Consider the following 22,883-nt stretch of genomic DNA (forward strand, 5'->3'; position numbering starts at 1 on the left):
GAATCAAGAATTTTAAGCCTAGTGGAGAGTCGTCACATTTCCTACTTTTGGCGGTTGACTTAAATTTTGCCCTTATACTTCATGCTTTATCCTTCAAGTAGCTTCCTTCAATCTTAATTTCTTCTGGCTGTGACTTTTCAGCCCTTTTGGAAAAAAAGCTATTTTCTCTACTTATCGATCCAATTAGGAAGCCGCATTTAAATAACGTACCAATCAGTTCATAACAACAATCGTAGGGGCGCAATGCCTTGCGCCCCTACAAATCCTTCTGTTGATGAACTCCCCCACCCTAACGAAGCAGGTCGGGGCTTTGATGCGAATAATTTGGTAAATTTTTACTTGAAAGTCGGATTCATTATGAGTATGATTTATCAGTAGATTCACAAAGGAGCCGCTTTACTCATGTTAGCTCATAAAGAAGGACAAAGAGTTCCCTATGTAACATTTCGTTTGCGTCAAGACCACAATTGGGTGAATCTAACTACCAATGACTTGTTTGGCGGTAAAACCGTAATAGTCTTTTCCCTTCCAGGAGCATTTACACCGACTTGCTCCTCAACTCATGTCCCCGGTTACAACCAACTGGCAAAAGTTTTTAAAGACAATGGGGTGGATGATATCATCTGCGTCTCTGTGAATGACGCCTTTGTGATGAATGAATGGGCAAAAGACCAACAGGCTGAAAACATAAAGTTTATAGCTGATGGCAATGGCGAATTTACAGAAGCCATGGGAATGCTAGTTGATAAATCCGACTTAGGCTTCGGGAAACGGTCTTGGCGCTATTCCATGTTGGTGAAAAATGGCATCATTGACAAGATGTTTATTGAGCCAGAAGAACCAGGCGATCCCTTTAAAGTATCTGATGCAGAGACTATGCTGAGATACATCAACCCTCGAGCTGCGAAACCCCAATTGGTTTCCTTGTTTACAAGAGTCGGTTGTCCCTATTGTGCTCGCGCCAAAGATATGCTGTCTGGACGTGGCATTGATTATGAAGAAATCGTGTTAGGTAAAGATGTGACAGCTCGTACATTACAAGCTGTGACAGGTGCATCAACTGTTCCTCAAGTGTTTGTTGATGGCAAACTGATTGGTGGTTCCGAAGCATTGGCTGATTACTTAAGTGCTAGGTAAATTTTAAATCTGCATCTACAACTTCCCCTGTGGTGTACACATACCCCCCTTAATCCCCCCTTGGAAAGGGGGGAAAATGAATTTCCAGTTCCCTTGGAAAGGGGGAAAATGAATTTCCAGTTCCCTTGGAAAGGGGGAAAATGAATTTCCAGTTCCCTCCCCTTTCCAAGGGGAGGGCTAGGGTGGGGTAAAACCCAAGCGCCAATCCCTTTTACCTCAAAGAGCGACGCATCAGAGTACTTATCAAATCTACAAAAAAGGTAATGACTATGAGAACAATTAAAGTTGTCAGCAAACCTTTATAGTCAAAACTACTGAGCTGCTCTGTCAAAAGACGCCCCAAACCACCAGCACCGACAAAACCGACAATCACTGTAGCACGAACGCAAACTTCCCAACGGTAGAGGATATAAGCAAGGAAGCGGGGAAAAGTCAGAGGAATCACGCCGTAGAGAAAGACTTGGGAATCACTAGCACCATTAGCTTGTAGCGATCGCAATGGTCTATCATCCAAATTTTCTATCACCTCTGCCATTAAACGCCCCAAGATACCCAAGTTGTGGATAGCCAGAGCGATCGCACCCGGTAAAATTCCCGGAAACATCACAAACAGAAGGATTAAAGCCCATATAGGTTCAGGAACAGCACGAGCAAAGAGGAGTAAAAAACGAGTCAAGGGGAGTACAACAGAACGAAGAGACCTCTCGCCAATTTTCCTGGCTGCAAAAAAGGAAAGTAATATCCCACCCAAACCGGCTCCTGTAGTTGCCAAAACAGACATAGCCAAAGTTTGTGCTGACAGGGTAAACATTTGATTGAGCAGAGAAACGTCTGGAGGAAAGAGATTCTGAAGAATTTCTATCAATAGTTGTGCAGTCCGTGGTGACCAAAGTTTTGTAAAATCAGCTTTAACATACCAGAACGAAAAGATTAATAGAATCAGAGCACCCACCAATAAAAAAGTCACCACTGGATCGTGCTCTTGACCAAGCTTTTGTCGTTGCTTAAGATGCAAAACATTTAAATCCAAACGACTAGGAACACCCAAACGCTGGCGCAACCAACCACTTAAAAAATCCGTGCTACCACTTAAAAACAGCAGAGCAAACAAGAAAGTCCACATTTGCTGGTAACGTAATGATTGAAGACTGAGAAGAATTTGATAACCCAATCCACCAGCACCAATAATACCCAACACAGCCGCAGCACGAATCGAACATTCAAATCGATAAAAACTATAAGAAAGTAGATTGGGAAAAGCTTGAGGAATCAAACTGTAAATAAAAGCCTGACTGGGAGAAACACCACTGTTAAGTAACGCCAATAAAGGAGCGCGAGGAGTTTCATCCAAAATTTCCGAAAACACCTTAGCAGTGATAGCACCAAAAGGAATAGCGATCGCCAGAACAGCAACCAGTGGATCGAGACCAAAAATATTCAGAAAAAACAAACCCCAAATCAATTCATGAATCGCTCTAGGAATGGCCAGAATTGCCCGTACAATTAACCAAGGAACAGGAAAACCCCTTAAAGAAACTGACCTCCACCAAACCTCACACGATAAAACACCACCCACAAATCCAATTAAAACACTCAAAAACGTGCCACACACAGCATAGGCAAAAGTTTTCAGAGTAGCATCCAAAGTCAACAACAAAAATTCCCAACTCAATTCCGGTGAAAACGCCGCCAAGAGAAAGCGGACAACAAGATTCCAGCCTCCCTCATTAATCAAATCTTGCTGGAACACACCAGCAAATTGTAAAGACCAAACCAATAAAATAACAAACAGTAACCACCAGAAACTTCGCCAGTTTAACGTCATTTGTTAGTTGTTAGTTGTCTTTCATCACTCCCTCAATCCCTCATTCTTCTTTCTCATTTCTCTTCGCGTCCTTCGCGTCTTTGCGGTTCAATTTTATATAATTCCTCAATCACACCTGATGAAACCTCCCCAGCAGAAAGATCGAACAAAACTTCCCCCTGTCGTAAACCGATAATACGTTGAAAATAACTGCGAGCATACTCAATAGCATGCAAACTAGTCACCAGAGTTTTCCCCGACTCCTCACTCAACTGACATAACAAATTCATCACCTCACGACCCCGTTCTGGGTCAAGACTAGATATCGGTTCATCTGCAAGGATAGCAGCCGGATCTTGCACCAATACGCGAGCTATAGCCACCCGTTGTTGCTGTCCGCCAGACAATCGGTCTGTACGTTCGTAGAGCTTTTCAGGAATTCCTACCTGTGCTAACGCTTTAAAAGCTGTTTGTACCTCCAACGGGTAAATCAGCGAAATCGCCGCTTTAAAGAACGACCAGCGTCCCAAATGTCCAGCATTGACATTATGAATAACTTGTAGATTATCTACTAAATGAAACTGTTGGTAAATCGTACCAATTTGCTTTTGCACTTGTCGAAGAGACTTGGGACTCAGATTCACTAAATTACGACCCAGTACCCAAACCTCCCCTTGAGTAGGTTGCAGCGTACCATTAAGCAAGCTTAATAAAGTACTTTTCCCTGCACCACTCGGACCAACAAGAGCAATTCGTTCACCCGAGTAAATTTTCAAGTTAATATTTCTGAGAGACTGAAATCTCCCAAATTGTTTTGTAACGTTTTTCAGTTCAAAAATTAATGCACCTCGATTCATCAGTAATCAGTGACCAGTAATCAGTGACCAGTGACCAGTAATCAGTGACCAGTAAATAATTATTTAATTTTGCCAATTTTTCGACCAATTTGTTCAATTTGTGCATAGTTTTCATTCTTGGTAGGAATGAATTTTTCTGCTTGTAAAAGGTCGAGAATTTCTTTTTGCTCTGGTATCTTGGGATCTAAGTTAAAGAGTGCAGTTTGAACTTTTTTGACAAAATCTTCGCCGTAGCGCTTTTTGACTTGAGGGTTAATTATCCAGTGATAATCGTAGTATTCTGGAGTACGCCAGATAACTTCTACTTTACTTGAGTCTATTTCTTTAGCGTCAAGACGCTTTTGCCAGATTTTTTCGTTTAATGCACCCGCTTCAAAACTTCCGGCTTCGACAAGTTTAATTGTTTTGTCGTGGTCGCCAGAAAAACCAGCTTCACCTTTAAAATCTGTGAGTTTTACGTCAGCTTGTTCTAGAAAGTATTGTGGCATTAAACGACCTGATGTGGATGATTCGCTTCCAAAAGTAAAGGTACGTCCTTTAAGTTGTTTGAGGTCAGAGATATCTTTGAAGGGTTTGATCCCACTTTTTTTGTTAGCAATAAATACACTATGAAATTTTTCATCGACATCACGTTGAGCAATGGCTTCTGCTCCAGGGACTTGCAGTCTTGCTTGAACGCCAGTTAATCCTCCAAACCACACTAGATCTAAATCTCCGACTTTAAATGCTGTCACGGCTGCTGTATAATCGGTGACTGGTTTGTATTCTACTGGAACGCCAAGTTCTTTTTGTAAATAAGAAGCTAATTTGGTATACTGGCGTTGCAATTTCTCTGGGTCTTGATCGGGAATTGCTCCTGTTACTAAGGGTTTTGTTTCTGTTGTATTAGTTCTCTGCGAACTTCCAGATGTGTTAGAAGAACAAGCTGTTAATGATAGCAAGAGTAGAAACAAGCCTGATACGAAAAATTTGTGCATTATTCTGCTAATTTTGGATTTTAGATTTTGGATTTTGGATTCAAAAATTTTGCTTCTAAACTATAGTTATAGTTATAGTGGTCACTGGTCACTGGTCACTGGTCACTGGTCACTGGTCACTGGTCACTGGTCACTGACACAGTGCCATATTTTAAGAAAATCTACATATTTCATTTTTTCAGAACAGTACCATAAAAGTTTATAACAGTGACGAAATTCTTCTAGTTCGTTTTCTTTGACTTCATCAGAAAAACAGTTCTTTAATAATCCTATTAATTCTGGTATTTGTGCGTCAAGAAGAACTTTTTTCAAATTATCTGCTGTGCGCTTGCGAACAACTTCACTATTTGCAGCTTTGACAAGATGGACTAAGGTATAAAATGCTATTTTGTTACCTGGATCGGCTTTGGCTAACCTGCAAGCTCTGCGTCTTTTGGTATCTTCATCGGTAGTGAGTGCTATTCCTTGGACTAGGGCTGTTATAACTCTGGCATGACCACTAGTGTCTTCTGCGGAATTATAGCGTGAAAGTGTCTCTCTATCTTCTGAATTACTAAATTCTTGATGCAAAAGTTCTTTTTCCCCACGAAGTACTTTTAAATTATCCCCTGCTTGTTGTCTTAAAGAATCATAAGTTGTTGTATTAATAATTTTTTCGAGCGTGGAGAAAGCAATTGGGTTTTGTGGCGCAATTTTGCCCAAGCTATAAGCAGCTTTCCTGCGAGTTGAATCCTTTTTGGTGGACTCAATGATTGTTATCAGTGCTGCGATCGCAATTGGGTTACCTGGGTCAACTTTTCCCAAGCTATCTGCTGCTTGCCAACATAGGTTTTCATGCTGGATTGATGTTACAATGTGCTCTAAAGCTGCGATCGCAATTCGATTCCCCGGATCGAAGACTTTTCCCAGGCTGTAAGCGGCATTCCATTTATCAAAGTCGTTCTGACTGGTTTGGATAAACTCTTCTAGAGATGCGATCGCACATCTGCGGTCTGTTTTCAATAATGCGATGCGTGCTCCCTCTAAAATGGGCGAGGGAAACCTCCACCACTTTTGTTTTGTGTGATGGTAGTAACCAAATCGCCACTCAATCAGTTGTTTCACAATTTCATGACATAAGGAACACTCAGCAAATTCAGCAATTCCCTGTGCTGCTAGAAAGTAAGCTTGATAGCTGAAAAAACCCCCGCAACCGTCTTTAAATTGGGTCAGTGCTTGAATAAATTCTTCTTTATCTGCTTGCGGTATACTATCCCTTCCCAACCATAGCAAAATAACCTGCCGCCATTCAGGTTCAAAAATACGGAAACTAGGGAGTGGGAGAGTGGGAGTAGAGAGTAGGGTATTTTCACTACTCACCACTCCCCACTCACCACTCACCACTCCCCAATTATCAATTGCAAGTGCAGCAAAGTATTCTTGAAAAGTGGGATGGTAGAAAGCATAAACTTTTTCCCCTTGGGTTTCTGATATTCCTACTTGATTCAGCCAACCTAGTTGTAGTGCTAATTGAAACATCCCTTCATCTGGCGCACCTAATACTTGGCAAACAAAGCGATGGCTGAGGCGGAATTTGGTTTTTTCTTGCGCTATAGCCTGCAAAGCTAATTGTCCTAATGCCTTGTTTAATTCTTGACGCTGAGTAGAAGTTGTGGGAAAGCGATCTTGTTTCCATTCATATATAGCTTCCACAAACTGCTCGTAAAGCATAGCTTTAGTATTGGGCAATCCTCCCCGCCCCAATCCCCAACTGTGACACATCAGTGCCAAGCGTAACGGATTTTTGACAGCATCTTTTATCCGCCCTTTCCCTGGTTGGTCTAATTCAGATCTTAATTTCTGTCCCAATGCAGGATTGTCACGAAACCAACGGTAAATAAAGAGCTCTACTTGGTCTGGTGTTTGAGAATCACCATAAGTAAAATTAAGGTTGCGATAAGTATCAAAAGATTCTAAAACATTTTTCCCTGCATCCCAAACATTAAGCCGACAAGTGAGTATGATTCTCGCATCGGCTACCCATCCAGTTAAGAAACTCGCAATCTTGACCAAAGCGTGACTGGATTCAATTGCCATTTCATCAACTGCGTCTAGCAATAACCACACTCTTCCTTGGTTGAACTGTTGGCAAAATGCCTCTTGTATTTCTTGGGAAACAGACAGCTTGCGAGTCGCCGACTTCAACCAATCCTGAACGAGATACTGTTCCAAAGTCTTTCCCTGTAAATCCGCAAGAGAGACCCAGACAGGTAAGTCTTCAGTATTATCCAATACCCAAAATGCAATCTTTTGCAGTAAGGTTGTTTTTCCTGCACCTGGTTCTCCAACAATCGCAAGCCGTCTGCTGCGTCTTTGCTTTAGAACCTGTTCCAAAAATTCATTAGGTGTAAAAGTTTGAGTAACTAGCCTATCTTCCGCTTCGTATAATTGCGAACCCTGGACTGGAGAAACATCTTCACTGCGCCTATCTCTATGTTTTCGTTCCATCAATCCCAAGGGGACATAAACTTCATCTAGATCAAAACTCAATCCATCCAAACTTGTCAGGGGATTGGTCGTTAACCGTCTTTGATTTTGTGCTTCTAGAGTACTACGGCATAGTTGTTGCCAATCTAGGAGTGAAGAAGAGAATAATGCTTCATTTCTCTCTCGTCCCCCCTCTCCCTTTCCCCCACTCCCCCCCTCCTCTTCACGGGTGACTTGCTTCGACTTCTCAGGACGACGGCTTTCCCACTCTGTGTCAAATTGTCGTAAGTTGGCTTCCTTGTCCCAACGGCTATACCAAAGCTTTAGTGTAAAGTGCCAAGTTTCGGAACCACCCCTAGATGCACGGTTATCTTCTAAAATCTCCAAAAAATCCTCGAATCGCTTTAAGGCTTCCTTAATTTGTTCGCCGTTTAACGAATTTTGCCCGGACTCCAAACCTGTCAACGCTGCCAAAAATCTGACTTTCGTTCTCACAACCAAGCAATTTTCTGTTTGCCATCGTGTCTGAACTTGGGGACGTAGCGCATCTAATGCTGCTTCATTACACTCACCCAATTCGTCAGCAGCATACATCAGCAGCACTTCTAACAAACGCTTTGCTCGTTTTTTTGCTTCTGGTCCATAGCTTGGTCTTGCCATTTGAGGATTTTGGATTTTGGATTTTGGATTTTGGATTTTGGATTTTGGATTTTGGATTGGGGATTGGGGATTGGGAATAGAATGAGCCTATTTTTCATTGCCCATCTAGTTAAAATTCCCTGTTTACTGAAAAGTTCGGGGATTCCCCTAAGTTTAACAACTTCCCCTAAGAGTCTAATCCAGATTTTACAAGCTTTCTCACTGTTGCGACTTCTGTTAGCTTTAGGGAATTTGCCCCAAGTAAAGTGATGTATAGAAAAGGAAACACCAAGGATTCTATAACCGTATGTCGGGAAGTTGATATGCTAAAACTAACTTATACTGAGAATAACTTCATCCTAGAGCGTTTAGATGAATCTTTGGAAGATTGGGTAAACGTCAGAGTTGTATTAGCTGTACGCTTGGCTACGGGTATCCACGTTGAACCCAGTACTGCTTCTTTTCTACTAACTGCAGGGGTTTCTTGCTTACTTGATATGGAAGAAAAGTCTCTACAGGAAAATAGTGTAAAAATTTACCCTTGTGATGCTGATTTTGTTGAGGTTGTTCTCAAAGGTCTTTGGTTGACATCAAACGTAGAAAGTGAAGCTGGTGTTTTTGTGACTGCACTTTCACCATCTGTAGAGTTATTGTTGCAGCAACTGTCGCAATTATCAGTTACCAGTTATCAATCATCAGTTCGCGGTTAAGTGAATTTTGGATTTTGGATTGAGAAATCTATCGCTTATCTATAAATATTCAGTCTTGCTGTTTGCGGGACTTTAGTGCGACTTCCGTCATAGCCTGTTAAGCTGTTTAACCTAGTCGTGCATCCTTTCCCCAAACAGCATTCCAATAAACTCATAGCAGTTTTCAAGTAAATAAACCACAGCATTTTCTTGTGGTCTCGGCTCTTGTGGTACGGGCGTCCCCGCCCGTAAAGAGATTAAGAGGGCTGGCGTCCCCGCCCGTAAAAAGATTAAGAGGGCTGGCGTCCCCGCCCGTAAAGAGATTAAGAGGGCTGGCGTCCCCGCCCGTAAAGAGATTAAGAGGGCTGGCGTCCCCGCCCGTAAAGAGATTAAGAGGGCGGGCGAGGACGCCCACCCCACTCTATGTGGTCTATCGATCTGAAAACTGCTGTAATCAACCTAGTTGGGATGCATGCGAAGACAGCGCTACTACAAACCTTTTTTTATTTAGTTTATGACTGCTAATTTTAATCATCGAGTCGAGCAGGTTGCACGAGAAGATTTAGTCATGTTTATTAATGCCTGTCTTGCTTGCACCGGACAAAAAGAATTTTATGATGATGCCTACGGGCAGCGAGTTTCTATTGATTTTTTACATGACTATATTCTAGGTAATTACCGTTTGCTATACGCTCGCACTTTGGCATCTGGTATCAATCACTTTAATCAAGCACAAATTATTTTGAAACTGTTAGCAACTGGACGAGATGTTAAAACAGAAAATCGTAAGGAAGAAGGTGCATTAATTGCAACAGCACTCAAACAATTACCTCCACAAAGGGCTTGGGGAGTGTTGCAGCAGTTGCGGAAACAGCAAATTAATAACCGTCGCAGTCGTGCGATTGCACGCGAATATGTTCAACAGCGTCGAGATATCAGCTTTGATGCTGTCAAATACCGTTCAAAGGTAAGAGCAATTGTTTCCCATGCCCATCTTAAACTACAAGGCGAACTAGGTAACTTTCTTTTTCACAATTGGAAACAAAAGGTTTACGAAACAGAATTATTTGAAAAGTTTCGTCAAGCACATTACAGTGCTGAAGCTGTTTATGACTTACCCTTTACTATTGCAGAAGGTTTGGCGGCAAAACATAAAATTCCTCGTGACGTGTTCTTGTCTCGCATTCAAGAACGCATGACTTTGACTGAAAAGTTACGTTTTCAGAAAACAGCAGAACGTACCAATGAAGTGGAAATTAACCTCGATTTGGGTCGTCTTCCTTTAACTCGTCTGGCGTTATATATTCTCTCCTTACCTATAGAAACTCGACAGCAGGAATGGCAAACCTTAGATCGAGCATTAGAAGAATCTGCTTGGTTGGCATTAAAAAAAGCGCCTTTGAAACTAGGTCGAGTGGCAGCTGTTTTAGATTGCAGTTATTCTAGTTCTGGATCTTTAGAAAAGCGCCGCCGTCCCTTAGGTGTGGCACTAGCTACACATTATTTATTAAAAGCTGCATCTCAAGAATACCAAGCTTTTTGGACAACACCTATCAAAGATGCACTCCTGGTTCATCCTCGCGGACAAACTGACTTAGCCTCCCCCTTACTAGATGCTTTGGAGTGGGGGGCGGACTTGATAATTATTGTTTCTGATGGTTGTGAGAACGATCCTCCCCGTGGGGCTGCAGAAATTTTGCGTGTCTACCGTACCCGCATAGATCCAATGCAGAAAACCTCAATTGTTCACTGCAATCCGGTCTTCAATTCTGAAGATTACTCTTTGCGTTCCCTCAGTTCTAGCATTCCCACTGTAGGGCTGCGAGATGCGGAAGATTTACCTACGATGCTTGGCTTTGCACGGTTTGCTGATGGTTCTGCACCTCTGTCAGAACTCGAAGCATATTTGGCAAAGCGTGTGGAATTGATGTTGAACAGTGACCAGTGACCAGTGACCAGTGACCAGTGACCAGTGACCAGTGACCAGTGACCAGTGACCAGTGACCAGTGACCAGTGACCAAACTATGAATAACTAGGCACTAACAAATATTCTTATGGCAAAAAAAATTAACTTAATCTCCGACATATCATTAAAAGGATTAGAAATCGCCCCTTCACAAGTTTGGGGTTCGGTGCGGCTTGTACCTCTGTTGCGCTGTCAGGTGCGTAGTGACTTGCGCTTGCTACGCCGCAACTATAACGAAGACCTCACAGTCGTTTCTTTGGAAGGGCAAATGATGGAACCAGGAATGAAGTACTTTTCTTATGTACCTCACGGACTGGTACTGTCTTGGACAAATGATGGTAGCCCAGTTGCTGCTTATGGGGGACAGATAGCGAACAGTCACGGAAAACGCCTTGACTGCGGTTGTGCAACCGTGCGATTGATGCATCGCATGGCGAAGCGTTCGGGGAATAACCAACTGCGTTTTTTACCCCTGCATCTGGCAATGGAAGGTTTTTTGTCAATGTTTTTCTCTGGTCCTGATATTGCTTGGAGTGAATATTCTAAGTATGCTCTTTCTCATGGCTTGGGATGCCGTTACGAAACTTCTGTGGGTGGACGTTATATTGCTGGGCTAGAAGAAGCTTTGCGGGTATTTGAAATTCATCAAGGACAAGTTGGGGTTTTGGTGTTTGTTGCGGAAGCCCTCGCTTCTGCGTTTGTGGTTCCAACTCCGGAAGATTACCGACTGCTTCATACTAGTTTGCTAGAAGACTTTTATGGTGAATTGCTCTATGAGTATGGCTTGCTGTACGATACGACTTTTCCTATGGATGTTTCTGTAGAGGAGTCGAAGGTTAATAGTTTGGCTTCTTTGAGGCAAGCTATACAAACAATGCGTTCTGATTGGGCATCATTTCAGGGTTTCATGGCTTCTGGACTATTGGGACGTAGGGTTGCATCTAAGATAGTTTACAGTGCTGGACCTTTCTCTCTACAAAGATTTATTTCTAATTTGAACCCTAAAGACGAAAATCACATTGGGGAAGCGATCGCACGCGAGAATGGGGAGTTAGAATACCTCAAAACTTATCGTCTGTCAGCTGCACAAACTCGTCGAGTTTACTTACTGAGCGTATTAGCCGAACACAATTGGAATGTAGATGCTACTGCAGTAGCATTGAGCCATACTCGTGAGGAGTTTGTACACCGTCTGGAAAAAGCAGGTTTTGGTTACTTGTTAAATCAACAGGTACGCGATGCCGCACGTAAGAAAGTACGTAAGGTGAAATGATTTTCTCAAGTGTGTCGATCTTGTTTAAATTTGGCAAGAGTTTGAAACTTTTCAACACATTTTAAAATTTGTGTTATCTTCGATAGATAGGATTATATTCGGTTGTGCAATTTGTCTTTATCTATTTACAAGTGTCTCTCCGAATTTAACTCTCAAAACTACGTATTTTCGGAGACGTTTTATGTCAATCTATGTTGGTAACCTATCTTATGAAGTCGCACAAGACGACCTCAGACAAGTTTTTGCAGAATATGGAACTGTTAAAAACGTTCAACTCCCTACAGACCGAGAAACTGGTCGCGTGCGGGGATTTGCCTTTGTAGAAATGGAAACAGATGCTGAAGAAACTGCAGCGATTGAAGCTCTTGACACTGCAGAGTGGATGGGTCGTAGCCTGAAAGTTAATAAGGCTAAGCCACGTGAAGAAAAGCGTTCTTCCTTTGGTGGTGACAGACGCGGAAACAGCGGTGGCGGTTACTCCAGAGGACGCTACTAAGCTTGAACATGAGTTTTGGAGATGTCCCTAATCGGTTCATCTCAACACATAATTTAATTTAAGCATATTTTGGGCAGACACCAGTTCTGTCCTTTTTTGCTTTGATAGCTGCGAGTCAAATCCTCTACACACCTCTACCACGTCCGGTAAGCTTGGCAACGGCTGTAACTAAAGCGGTGGGATCTACTGGCTTGGTAATATGCTGCTGAAATCCGGCTGCGATCGCCTGTTGGTAATCCCCCTCAAGAGCGTAAGCGGTGAGAGCAAGTGCTGGAATTTGCCCTCCTAGGTTTGGTGACATTGCTCTGATTTGGCGCATCAGCATATAACCGTCTACTTCTGACATTCCAATATCGCTTAACAACAAGTCAGGCTGGAATTGCATCAGGGCTTGTATTGCTTCGCTAGCTGACGCCACCTGTGTGACTTCTGCTCCAGACTGCTCTAGAATGAAAGCGATTAACTCTCGCGTATCAATTTCATCATCCACAACCAAAACTTTCACCCCATTGAGAGGGGGAGGCTCAACAGATTGTTTGAGATTGGGAGCACTATGTAGGGGCATTTTCATCAGTGGTAGGGTGACTGTAAAAGTTGCTCCCTGTCCTTCACCCAAACTTTCTGCCTTGACCGTACCGCCATGTAGTTCTACGATATGGCGAACAATGGCTAATCCTAAACCGAGTCCACCAAATTTCCTAGTAGTTGTGCCGTCAGCTTGTCGGAAGTAGTCAAACACGTAGGGTAAAAACTCAGGACTAATTCCTTTACCCGTGTCGCACACCTGAATCTGAGCCATTGAACCATGGGACTCTAAACGGACTTCTACTTGTCCGCCAGAGGGTGTAAACTTGATGGCATTGGACAGCAGATTCCAAACAACTTGCTGTAAGCGAACTGAATCGCCCCAAACCTGTCCTATGTTTGGTTCCAGCACGGTCAATAGCTGAATCGAATTGGCTTGGACAGCTAAGCGTACAGTTTCTATTGCTGTTGCGATCGCAGATGCCAGATCGACTGTACCAATATTTAGGGTGAGTTTGCCTTGCAGGATGCGAGAGACATCTAACAAATCTTCGATGAGTTCGGTCTGGAGTTTGGCGTTCCGCTCAATAATTTCCAAAGCGCGAACAGTGGTTGCTTCATCATACTTTCTAGTTCGCAGTAACTTCGACCATCCAAGTATGGGGTTGAGCGGTGTACGAAGTTCGTGGGAGAGGACTGCCAAGAATTCATCTTTGATCCGGTTAGCTTGAACCAATTGTTCTGTCTGCTTCTGGAGTGCTTGTTCTGCACGGTGGCGTTCCCGATATGCGCGTTCTCGTTCGGTGATGTCAACTGCAACTCCTCCTACCAAGCATTGTCCTGACCCATCTGTTAGGGGAAATTTATAGACCAAAAAGTCACCAAGCGTACCATCAGTGCGAGGAGCACGCTCAATTGCTTCCAGCACTTGATTTATCCGAGCAACCATTCTGATGTTGTCCAGGAATTGTTGAGCGATTTCAATCGGATACAGATCGAAGATGCTTTTGCCGATCGCGTTGTTTGTTGGTAGCTTGAAGATGCGATAATAAGTAGGATTAAGGTAAAGCACGCGCCCATCTACATCAGTAATCCATGCTGCGGTTGGGCTGTTCTCCATAAAAGCCTGAAATCGTTCTTCACTTTGGCGCAGTGCTTTCTCCGCTTGCTTGCGAGCAGTAATATTCATAATGCTCACCAACACGTTATTTAGTTTTGTGGTTTGGGGCGGTAATGTAATCGTAAACAGGACGTTGAGGCGATCTCCGTTTATGGTTTGCAGAATTGTTTCAGATTCAAAGTAAGTTTGACCGCTAGCGAATGCCAAAAGTTCTTCAACAAATACCTCTAAAGTTTCTGGTACAAAGACTTGGTGAAGTGAATTCAAGAGTTCCTGTTTGTCAAGAGCACCAAACATTCGTACCGCCGTGTCATTCACATCGACAATTTTCACCATGCCAATTGCCTGTTGAACAAACTCAGGATGTTCCGCAAAAAAAGCTCGAAAATCTTGGACGCCTTGCGCTTTTAAACTCTCAATAGCTTCAAAGACAACAGAAAAATCTTCTTTCCAAATCGCCACCCCTGCGGCTTCAAAGATGTAGCGGTATTTTCTCTCCTGTTCTTTAAGCACCTCTTGAACCTGTTTGCGATCGCTGATGTCGCGAAAATAAACAGCAAGACCATCACTCGAAGGGTAAGCGTGGATTTCAAGCCATTTCCCTAGCAACTGACTAAAGTGTTCAAATACAACAGTCACTTGTTCAGTGACAGCACGGTGAAGTTCTTGATATGCCCAATTTCCGACTGTCTCTGGAAAAACCTCTTCCCATACCTGTCTGCCAAGCAGTTCTTCACGGGTTTTGTTTAAAAGCTTTGCAGCTTGCTGATTGACATAAGTGTAGCGCCACTGCTGGTCAAAAGCTACAAAGGCATCAGTGATGCTTTCAAGAATCTTGCTGATTTGGTCACGGATTGCCTTAGGCTCAGTTGCTTTTTCTGGATCGCTCACTCTCTAGGCTCCGCTTCTGAACAATATTTGATGAGGAGGTTTTCACCATGTCCTGCTGGCTTGATTCTAACGAATTGCGCGGTTTGTCTAACACTGCTATTCGTGTCAGCCGTAGAGGGTATGGTTGCATGTGAACGTTTTCCCAGTTTTCAATTGTACCATAAGCGACATCTAGTAAGGTTGGGAGTTGCTCTTTGGTCAATTTTGTCAATCGCCAAAGTTCACGAGTCAGTTTGCTCACTTCTGGTTGCCTTCGGCAAAGCTAGATGTAACGGACTCGTATTTAATATTTTTCCTATAATATGGCACAAGTGCTTCTCTACCTTTAGACTGAAGTTTCCCTTTGACCTATCCTTGGACTTGATGCTGACAAAGGTTTTTGGCGATTTTTAGTGACAGATTTTCAATTCTTCTACCAATGCCTTACCCCTAGCTAAATCTACAGCGTTTAATTCAACAACTTGCCACGGAGGATTGCCATTACGCAAGCGATCGCGAATAAATTTATCCCGCAATCTGTTTCCTCAGCTTTTTAGCATCACCTTGGGCGGAAATCGGGTCTTTTTCTAAGATTTTAACGGTTTTGGGCAAACGCTGGCTGATTTTTTTTGGTATATTCAGGATTTCATTAAGTAAAGTTATGGGCGAAGGATACCGTCCAAGTAGATGTCGCTAAAGTTGACATGAGGTATTCAATATGCCGAACTGGTTTTTATTATAGTAATCAATACTGAGATGTGTTGCATAGGACAGTAGAATTTGCCAATACGCATAGCCCAAGCGATTGAAATCGCGGCTATACAAACAAAGTCCGCCTACGCGGACTACTCTTCTTCTTTTCTTTCTTCGTGTCCTTTGCGTCTTCGCGGTTCATTAAATAAAGCTCACGCAAAGGCGCAAAGAAAGACACAATTCTTGCGATCGCTAATTAAGCTGATATGGTATCACTTCTTTCTTTTCCGCTTTGTTTTCTCCTTTGGAGGTGCAGTGAGTTGGAAGCTACCATCTTCTGTGGAAACTGCATTTTCACTACTTTGATTGGGGATGGGTAAATCTATTACAGGTTTTGGTAAGTTTTCATTTAGGGGAATATCCCAGTAAGGATCGTATTTCTTTGTAAATGCTTCGAGTCCGATGTTTTGCAGTTCTTCAAAGCAGGCGAGACACAGTTGTGGTGCTTTGGGGTAACTTTTGTGACTGAAGGTTGAGAGGATGTGGGCGTATTTATTTGTTTTCTTGTGTTATGATGGGATAAGGAAATTTATCTTCTCAATTAGTCTTGTGTCGATCGCAATTCTTTTAGGTCTTGGGTCGCAAGAATGTTAATCAAATAACGACGATTCATTCTTGCGGCTCACGTACTTGCTGAAAATGTGTCAGAATTTTGTTAACGAAAGTTTTTCCGTCGATAGGTGGAGTTTGTTCGCTCACTGCGATCGCCGCATCTATTTTTTCTCTCACAGAATTTATCAAGTCATCATCAGCTTGCTCATATTCATCAAGTAGCCTGAAAGCAAACTCTAACAATTCTTCAGCATTATGATATTTACCTGTTTGCAACTTGGCTTGGATAAATTTTTCTTGCTTTGGTGTAAGTATAATGTTCATGATATTCTATGCTATGCCAACGGTCTTACTGCTTTTGCTTCTTGATAAACTCTGGTTTGCTCTAAATCAATTCCTAACATGGCTTCGACCTCTTCTCGGCTCAGATTAATCAACTTGTAAACGGCGATGGTTGTGATTACGTCTATTATGTCATCCTTCGGTAGGGGACTTGTTCAAACAGCAATCTGGGGGAACGCTTGAAAAGCGTATAAAAAATGGCATCGCGTCTCACAACTAACTCCTATAACAATAGTGAAGTCAGGAAATTTGTCTTGTAACGATACCATCATCTTGTGTCAATTACAACCACACACTTGCTCAAGTTAATGACGCGATTGGCTGAACAATGGCTGCATATGTGAAGCATTGCTAAAAATAGTCACAAATGAAACCTCTTTGCAACGCAATTACCAGTTAGCATAAGGTTTTCTTGTACAGCACGCACCCGATCGCTTTATTCACGTGTTATAAAGGTTGTGCTCTTTATTTTTAATTTAAAATGCATAAAAAATATATTTTGTCAATAGACAGCGACACAACTTTGCCAAATATGGCACTAGTACAGGTCGGCGAAATAAGCTTACTATACAAAACAGTACACAAGCAGAGAAAATTGGACTTTTGACAAGTGCGATACGCTATGCGATCGCTTTGCAACTCAACGGTACTAAATACTTCTAATACTCTCTTATGTGCTAGATTCTACCTGTACACAAGAAAGTTGGGAATGTATAAAGAATCAATTAAACTTATAAATATCTTGTTATTCGCTTATGCTCAAGCGACTATTATTCCTATTTAGCCTTACTGTTACTAGCACTGGCGCTGTTTTCTTCTTTTTTTGGTATCAGGCCACCCAATTACCCGACTGGTATAAGAATTCACAAACTCAGCAAGTCAGCCCGCCGACGGTTGCAAATCTGGCTCCTCCAACTGACCAAACCGAGCAACTTCAAAAAGCACAAAAGCAACAAGCGCAAAAGCAAGTGTTGCATAAAATTTCCGACCGTCTCAAAGGCTCAAAAGCTAAACGTGAAGTGCAACTAGATGCGGATGAAGTCAATGCTCTCATTGATTCAGGAATTGCTCAATCCACTGACAAAAGTCGTCTTGCTCAAGCTGTTGTCAGCACAAAGACTCAAATTGAAAACGGTAAAATCTCCGCAGGTGCAGTGATTGATTTAAGAGCAATTCCTTTCAACGAGTTGCAAAAGGGAGAACAGATAGTGGTTTCCAAGTTACTCTCCGCTATACCAATCTTGAGGTATCGCCCCGTCTATGTGGAGGTGGAAGGAAAACCAACTCTCCGTAACAAACAAGTGAGCTTAGATGACACCACCCGCATTAAGCTTGGTAACATCAGTTTTTCTCTCTTAGATTTATCTAAGCGGTTTGGATTTTCTGAAGAACGATTAAACCAACAAGTTGCCAAAAAATTGGAAAATCTACCCGTAGAGGTAGACGAGGTGGAAGTGGTGGGCGATCGCTTGGTTGTTCGTGGTTCAGCAGGCAATAAAAAAGGGACTAGAAATACCTTAAGAGAATCAACCTAGCGTGGCTAACGAGTTCACTTTAATGATACTTACTCGTTAGTAAAAACATAGATTTTGTCAACTATCCAATGATTGATTTAAATATAAAAAAATATGTAATAATCATAATACTTAAACATATATACTTAATTTTTTTGAACTAACTTTTAACAATTAGGTATTACTATATTATGCAATTTGCTCAACGTCGCCGAATCTTGGTTGTAGATGATTTTGCACTCAATGTATCGTTACTTCAAACTGCTTTACAAGCTCAAGGTTATGACGTTGATACAGCAACAAATGGAAATTCGGCGTTGGCTAAAATTGAAGCTTCCCCACCCGATTTAGTGCTGCTAGATGTTGTAATGCCGGGAATGAATGGCTATGAAATCACTCAATGTATCCGTCAAAATGAGAAGTTACCTTTTATTCCAATTTTACTTGTCACCGGTTCTAATGACACTCGTGTCATAGAGGAATTGAAGATAAAAGAAGATGATTTTATCCGCAAACCAATTAACTTCGAGCGGTTGTTAGCTAGAATCAACTCCGTTTGGAATTAAAGTTAAGAAGAACTTATCGTCGCGCACTTCTTCCAAAAATACTGTACAGCTAGGTGGGTTAGCAGTTAGCAAGGAAACTACTAACCACTAACCACTAACCACTAACCCCCAACTACTTATAAATCAGGGGGTAAAATAACGTTATCAATCACATGAATAACGCCATTGCTAGCTTTGACATCAGCTTGAACGACCTTAGCGTCATTGACCATGACACCACCTTGTTCAACTTTGACATTAATTGCACCGCCTTCAACACTTTTGACTTCGCCTGATTTCAAATCGCTAGACTGTACAGAACCAGAAACAACATGATATCTCAGGATTTTTGTCAGTACTTCCTTGTTTTCAGGCTTTAACAAATCTTGTACGGCCTCTTGTGGTAACTTGGCAAAGGCTGCATCAGTCGGCGCAAAAACAGTGAAGGGTCCTTTACCTTGTAAAGTTTCCACTAGCCCAGCTGCTTTTAATGCTTTGGTTAGCATTGTAAAAGACCCGTTAGACTCTGCCACTGCGACTATATTCTTGCCTTCTGAACTATCGGTGGAAGGCTTATCTGGCGGTGTAGTCGGTGTAGTTGGCGTAGTCGGTATTTCTGTTGGACTAGAAGGAGGTGTGCTGTCAGGCGTCGTGGATGGAAGTTCTGTGGGACTTGTCGATCCCCCAGGACAAGCAGCACGGTTATAAGGACACTCCTGCAAAATGCTTGGTTTTGGATTTGTTGCACCGCCTTGCGCCACTAGATTTTTGGCTGGAGTTTTCTTAGTGGACTTTGTGACTTCCGATGCAGGCCTTCCGGGCGTATACTGTGAGTCAACTCGAAGACGTAGACTCTTGTTATAAGGCATTTCTTTGAAAATACTGGGGTTAGGATTTAATACCTCGTTTGCCCCAACAGGTAACCCAAGCAGGAAACTAATACCCGTCACTCCTACAATGCTAGCCAATTGCTTCAGCAAATTGCCGTATTCAACCTTCATAAAACTTACTTGGTTTTTATTTTCACATATCACCACTATTGATTTATATCATTTTGTTACACATAAAATCTCACTCAAGCAGTAATTAACAGTGACCAGTGACCAGTGACCAGTGACCAGTTAATTTCCACACTTATAAAGTAGGGAATTTAAATAATGACTGTACGCTTTTTTCCTAAATAAATTTGGAGACTTACACAGTATATTTTACCGATGACTGGTCACTAGTCACTAGTCACTGGTCACTGGTCACTGGTCACTGATTGAAGTGTAGAATCAATAAGTACACTAAGCACAGGAACTGAAGAATGCTGGAATTATACCAGTTTGAACTGTCTCAGTACTCAGAGAAAGTGCGTCTGATTCTAGATTACAAGGGTCTGGATTACCGTAAGATCGAGGTAACACCCGGAATTGGACAGATAGAGTTGTTCCGTTTAACAGGTCAACGGCAAGTGCCAGTATTAAAAGACGGTATTAGGTATATAGCAGATTCTACAGAAATAGCTAAGTATTTAGACTCTGAGTATCCCGAACGTCCATTGCTACCAACAAACTCAAAGCAACGAGCTCTAACTTTATTGATTGAAGAATGGGCAGATGAGTCAATAGGGATAAAAAGTCGCAAAGCATTATTTTCTGCAATTAGCCAAAATCAAAATTTTCGCAAATCTCTACTGCCAACTACAACACCAGATATTCTGAAAACTGTCGTCCAAGGCGTACCTAGCGAATTGCTGCAAATGATGGGCGTGGGAGTTGGTTATACTCCAGATGTCATCAGAGGTGCGATCGCGGACTTAAAGCAAGACTTGGAAGCGCTCACCCTATTGTTGGCAGATAGCCCCTATTTGACAGGCGATGAACCAACCCTAGCTGATTTTGCCGTGGCTGGTTTATCGATGTTGTTGAAGTTTCCTGATGGTCCTTATTTGGATTTACCAGTCTCTCTAAGAGGTAAGGGAGTCCCTGTATTTGCAGAAGATCTAGCATATGAACCATTTTTTAGCTGGAGAGACAGGCTGTATGCTCAATTTCGCAAACCTCTATTAAGTTTCACTACACCAGGTGCTCCAACTTCAATTCAAATTGAATAGTTAGTGGTTAGTTGTTAGTGGTTAGTGGTTAGTGGAAAAACAACTCACAACTAACAACTAATAAAAACTTAGTGCAAATTGTATAGTTTGCATTTACAATGCAACATATGCAAGAAACAAAAATGTAAAAATGAATTTGGGACAGCCATTAGGTTCAGTTATACAAGGCTCTCTCATAGGGGGATTAGAAGTAAGATTGCACCCCGATATTTCTGTGGAAGATATGCGGGTAGGGAAATTTTTGGTGGTACAAGGGGTGCGATCGCGTTTCTTCTGTATGCTCACAGATGTCTCGTTGGGAATAGCCAATCAGAGAATCACTGCTAACCCTCCTAATTGGGAAGATACTTTTTTACGAGAAATTTTGGCGGGAGGCGGTACATATGGCACGATTAACCTTGCTCCAATGCTAATGTTTACTCCAGAATCTGAAGAATCTTTTTCCTCCACTAACGGTAAATCTATAAATCCTTTTGTTCCATCAACAACAGGTTTGGCATCATTTCAGCCTCAAACAAGTACGACGATGGAATTGCTACCAGTAAAAACAATTCCCAGCCACTTTAGCCAAGTTTATGAGGCTTCTGTGGAGGATTTTCGGCGAGTATTTGGATGGGAAGATGACCCGCAAAGGAAAAACTTTTCTGTAGGAAAACCTCTCGATATGGAGGTGCCAGTTTGTATCGATTTAAACAGATTTGTAGAGCGAAGTAACGGGATTTTTGGTAAATCGGGGACTGGGAAATCCTTTTTGACAAGGTTACTTTTGGCTGGGACAATCCGTAAAAATGCAGCAGTCAATTTGATTTTTGATATGCACTCCGAGTATGGCTGGGAAGCTGTTTCGGAAGGCAAACAATTTAGTACCGTAAAAGGTTTAAAGCAGCTATTTCCCGGAAAAGTAGAGGTATATACTCTCGATCCAGAATCTACAAAGCGTCGGGGAGTTCCTCACGCACAAGAACTTTATTTGAGTTATGACCAAATTGAAGTAGAAGACGTAAAGTTATGTGCTAGAGATTTGGGTCTTTCGGAAGCCAGTATCGATAACGCGAACATTCTCTACGCCGAGTTTGGCAAGTCTTGGATTCTTCAGTTGTTAAATATGACAAATGAGGAAATCAAGATGTTTTGTGAGGAAAAGCGAGGTCACCAGGGTTCGATTACTGCTTTGCAGAGGAAACTTCTGCGATTGGATAATTTAAAGTATATGCGTGCTGCTTGCCCTCAGAACTACGTCAATCAGATGTTACGTTCTTTGGAAGGTGGTAAAAACATTGTGGTGGAGTTTGGCTCCCAGGCGGATATGCTTTCCTATATGTTGGTCACCAATATGATTACTCGCCGGATTCACCAACACTATGTGAATAAGGCAGAAAAGTTTTTACAATCGAAAAACCCCCTCGATAAACCGACCCAACTGATGATTACTATTGAGGAGGCACACCGCTTTCTAGATCCTGCGACCGTACAAAGTACTATTTTCGGTACAATCGCCCGAGAAATGCGTAAGTATTTTGTCACCCTCTTAGTGGTAGATCAACGTCCATCGGGTATAGATAATGAAGTCATGTCTCAGATTGGGACTCGGATCACTGCTTTGTTAAATGATGAAAAAGATATAGACGCGATTTTTACTGGTGTTTCTGGTGCTGGTAGTTTGAAGTCAGTTTTGGCAAAGTTGGACTCAAAGCAACAAGCTTTGGTTCTGGGTCATGCTGTTCCCATGCCTGTTGTGGTGCGGACTCGTCCCTACGATGCCAAATTCTATGAGGAAATTGGTGATACCGATTGGGAGGACAAGCCAGATGCGGAGGTGTTTGCTGCGGCTGAACTTGCTAAAGCAGACCTTGGTTTTTGACAGTAATCAGTGACCAGTGACCAGTAATCAGTGACCAGTGACCAGTAATCAGTGACCAGTGACTGTGGGATTTATTTTTTATGCTACTTGCTGTAGTATAATGTATTATAAAGAGATATCTGAATTTGTGATGGGAGGTATTGTCATTGATCATAGAAGCAATATCTTGTCATATATAGCAGGAATGAGCTATAATGAGATACAAACACTTCTTAGAAATTTTTAGGGCAGTTTACATTAAGCGAGTTAAGGTTTTAAGCAAAAACCAAAAGCGCTCAGATGTCAAGAATCTGTATCACAGTGTGTTTTACAGATGTACCAGTAAGTAAAGGTTTCGTTAGGGTTTGTCCTTGGAAAGAGGTAAAAAAAGCTACAGTAATTGTGTGCGATCGCTGTAT

The 22,883-nt window shown here is 42.2% G+C and carries 18 protein-coding genes and 1 pseudogene; 10 read left to right on the forward strand and 9 right to left on the reverse strand.

Annotated elements, in window-relative coordinates:
* The first annotated feature begins 402 nt into the window (after window positions 1-402).
* Window positions 403-1,137, forward strand: coding sequence for a glutathione peroxidase (locus WA1_RS43175; protein WP_017748264.1), 735 nt, complete (start codon window positions 403-405; stop codon window positions 1,135-1,137).
* A gap of 211 nt (window positions 1,138-1,348) precedes the next feature.
* Here the strand turns inward: WA1_RS43175 and WA1_RS43180 are convergent, their stop codons facing one another.
* From WA1_RS43180 to WA1_RS43195, 4 genes are all read right to left on the reverse strand, one after another.
* Window positions 1,349-2,962: a PhnE/PtxC family ABC transporter permease gene (locus WA1_RS43180; RefSeq protein WP_017748265.1), complete on the reverse strand. Its 1,614-nt coding sequence runs from the start codon at window positions 2,960-2,962 to the stop codon at window positions 1,349-1,351.
* Window positions 2,963-3,015: 53 nt separating this feature from the next.
* Entirely contained in the window at window positions 3,016-3,798 is a 783-nt protein-coding gene (locus WA1_RS43185) for a phosphonate ABC transporter ATP-binding protein (protein ID WP_017748266.1), read from the reverse strand.
* A 59-nt stretch (window positions 3,799-3,857) separates the two neighbouring features.
* Entirely contained in the window at window positions 3,858-4,775 is a 918-nt protein-coding gene (locus WA1_RS43190; protein ID WP_017748267.1) for a putative selenate ABC transporter substrate-binding protein, read from the reverse strand.
* A gap of 123 nt (window positions 4,776-4,898) precedes the next feature.
* The gene (locus WA1_RS43195) at window positions 4,899-7,901 is read right to left on the reverse strand and encodes a HEAT repeat domain-containing protein (protein ID WP_017748268.1); all 3,003 of its coding nucleotides are present in this window, start codon (window positions 7,899-7,901) and stop codon (window positions 4,899-4,901) included.
* Window positions 7,902-8,203: 302 nt separating this feature from the next.
* On the opposite strand from WA1_RS43195, the gene WA1_RS43205 reads away from it, so the two are divergent.
* The 4 genes from WA1_RS43205 to WA1_RS43225 all read left to right on the forward strand — a co-directional run bounded on the left by WA1_RS43205 (window position 8,204) and on the right by WA1_RS43225 (window position 12,305).
* Window positions 8,204-8,590: an alr0857 family protein gene (locus tag WA1_RS43205; protein WP_017748270.1), complete on the forward strand. Its 387-nt coding sequence runs from the start codon at window positions 8,204-8,206 to the stop codon at window positions 8,588-8,590.
* A gap of 493 nt (window positions 8,591-9,083) precedes the next feature.
* A complete protein-coding gene (locus WA1_RS43215) occupies window positions 9,084-10,517 on the forward strand; it encodes a hypothetical protein (protein ID WP_017748272.1) in 1,434 nt (477 codons plus the stop codon).
* A gap of 107 nt (window positions 10,518-10,624) precedes the next feature.
* Complete coding sequence (locus tag WA1_RS43220; RefSeq protein ID WP_017748273.1) at window positions 10,625-11,809, forward strand: ARPP-2 domain-containing protein; 1,185 nt, start codon at window positions 10,625-10,627, stop codon at window positions 11,807-11,809.
* A gap of 181 nt (window positions 11,810-11,990) precedes the next feature.
* Entirely contained in the window at window positions 11,991-12,305 is a 315-nt protein-coding gene (locus WA1_RS43225) for an RNA recognition motif domain-containing protein (protein ID WP_017748274.1), read from the forward strand.
* Window positions 12,306-12,429: 124 nt separating this feature from the next.
* Here the strand turns inward: WA1_RS43225 and WA1_RS43230 are convergent, their stop codons facing one another.
* Entirely contained in the window at window positions 12,430-14,841 is a 2,412-nt protein-coding gene (locus WA1_RS43230; RefSeq protein WP_017748275.1) for a PAS domain-containing hybrid sensor histidine kinase/response regulator, read from the reverse strand.
* A 389-nt stretch (window positions 14,842-15,230) separates the two neighbouring features.
* Window positions 15,231-15,356, reverse strand: coding sequence for a hypothetical protein (locus WA1_RS60930; RefSeq protein ID WP_017748277.1), 126 nt, complete (start codon window positions 15,354-15,356; stop codon window positions 15,231-15,233).
* Between the two features lie 244 nt (window positions 15,357-15,600).
* On the opposite strand from WA1_RS60930, the gene WA1_RS57750 reads away from it, so the two are divergent.
* Entirely contained in the window at window positions 15,601-15,879 is a 279-nt protein-coding gene (locus WA1_RS57750; protein ID WP_158516774.1) for a hypothetical protein, read from the forward strand.
* A 303-nt stretch (window positions 15,880-16,182) separates the two neighbouring features.
* Here the strand turns inward: WA1_RS57750 and WA1_RS43240 are convergent, their stop codons facing one another.
* Both WA1_RS43240 and WA1_RS56180 read right to left on the reverse strand, forming a co-directional pair.
* A complete protein-coding gene (locus WA1_RS43240; RefSeq protein WP_017748278.1) occupies window positions 16,183-16,449 on the reverse strand; it encodes a ribbon-helix-helix domain-containing protein in 267 nt (88 codons plus the stop codon).
* A 29-nt stretch (window positions 16,450-16,478) separates the two neighbouring features.
* A pseudogene (locus WA1_RS56180) lies at window positions 16,479-16,622 on the reverse strand (DUF2887 domain-containing protein); the annotation flags it as partial.
* Window positions 16,623-17,222: 600 nt separating this feature from the next.
* Here WA1_RS56180 and WA1_RS43245 point away from each other — a divergent pair.
* On the forward strand, window positions 17,223-18,002 hold the full coding sequence (locus WA1_RS43245) for a hypothetical protein (RefSeq protein WP_017748279.1): 780 nt from the start codon (window positions 17,223-17,225) through the stop codon (window positions 18,000-18,002).
* A 170-nt stretch (window positions 18,003-18,172) separates the two neighbouring features.
* The gene (locus WA1_RS43250; RefSeq protein WP_017748280.1) at window positions 18,173-18,547 is read left to right on the forward strand and encodes a response regulator; all 375 of its coding nucleotides are present in this window, start codon (window positions 18,173-18,175) and stop codon (window positions 18,545-18,547) included.
* A 116-nt stretch (window positions 18,548-18,663) separates the two neighbouring features.
* Here the strand turns inward: WA1_RS43250 and WA1_RS43255 are convergent, their stop codons facing one another.
* Window positions 18,664-19,527 carry a fasciclin domain-containing protein gene (locus WA1_RS43255; RefSeq protein ID WP_017748281.1) on the reverse strand — a complete coding sequence of 288 codons (864 nt, stop codon included), beginning with the start codon at window positions 19,525-19,527 and terminating at the stop codon, window positions 18,664-18,666.
* A gap of 308 nt (window positions 19,528-19,835) precedes the next feature.
* Here WA1_RS43255 and WA1_RS43260 point away from each other — a divergent pair, with 308 nt between their 5' ends.
* Together WA1_RS43260 and WA1_RS43265 are read left to right on the forward strand one after the other, a co-directional pair.
* On the forward strand, window positions 19,836-20,624 hold the full coding sequence (locus tag WA1_RS43260) for a glutathione S-transferase (protein WP_017748282.1): 789 nt from the start codon (window positions 19,836-19,838) through the stop codon (window positions 20,622-20,624).
* A gap of 130 nt (window positions 20,625-20,754) precedes the next feature.
* Entirely contained in the window at window positions 20,755-22,485 is a 1,731-nt protein-coding gene (locus tag WA1_RS43265; RefSeq protein WP_017748283.1) for a helicase HerA domain-containing protein, read from the forward strand.
* Window positions 22,486-22,883: the final 398 nt, after the last annotated feature.

The sequence above is a fragment of the Scytonema hofmannii PCC 7110 genome (assembly GCF_000346485.2).
GTDB lineage: Bacteria > Cyanobacteriota > Cyanobacteriia > Cyanobacteriales > Nostocaceae > Scytonema > Scytonema hofmannii.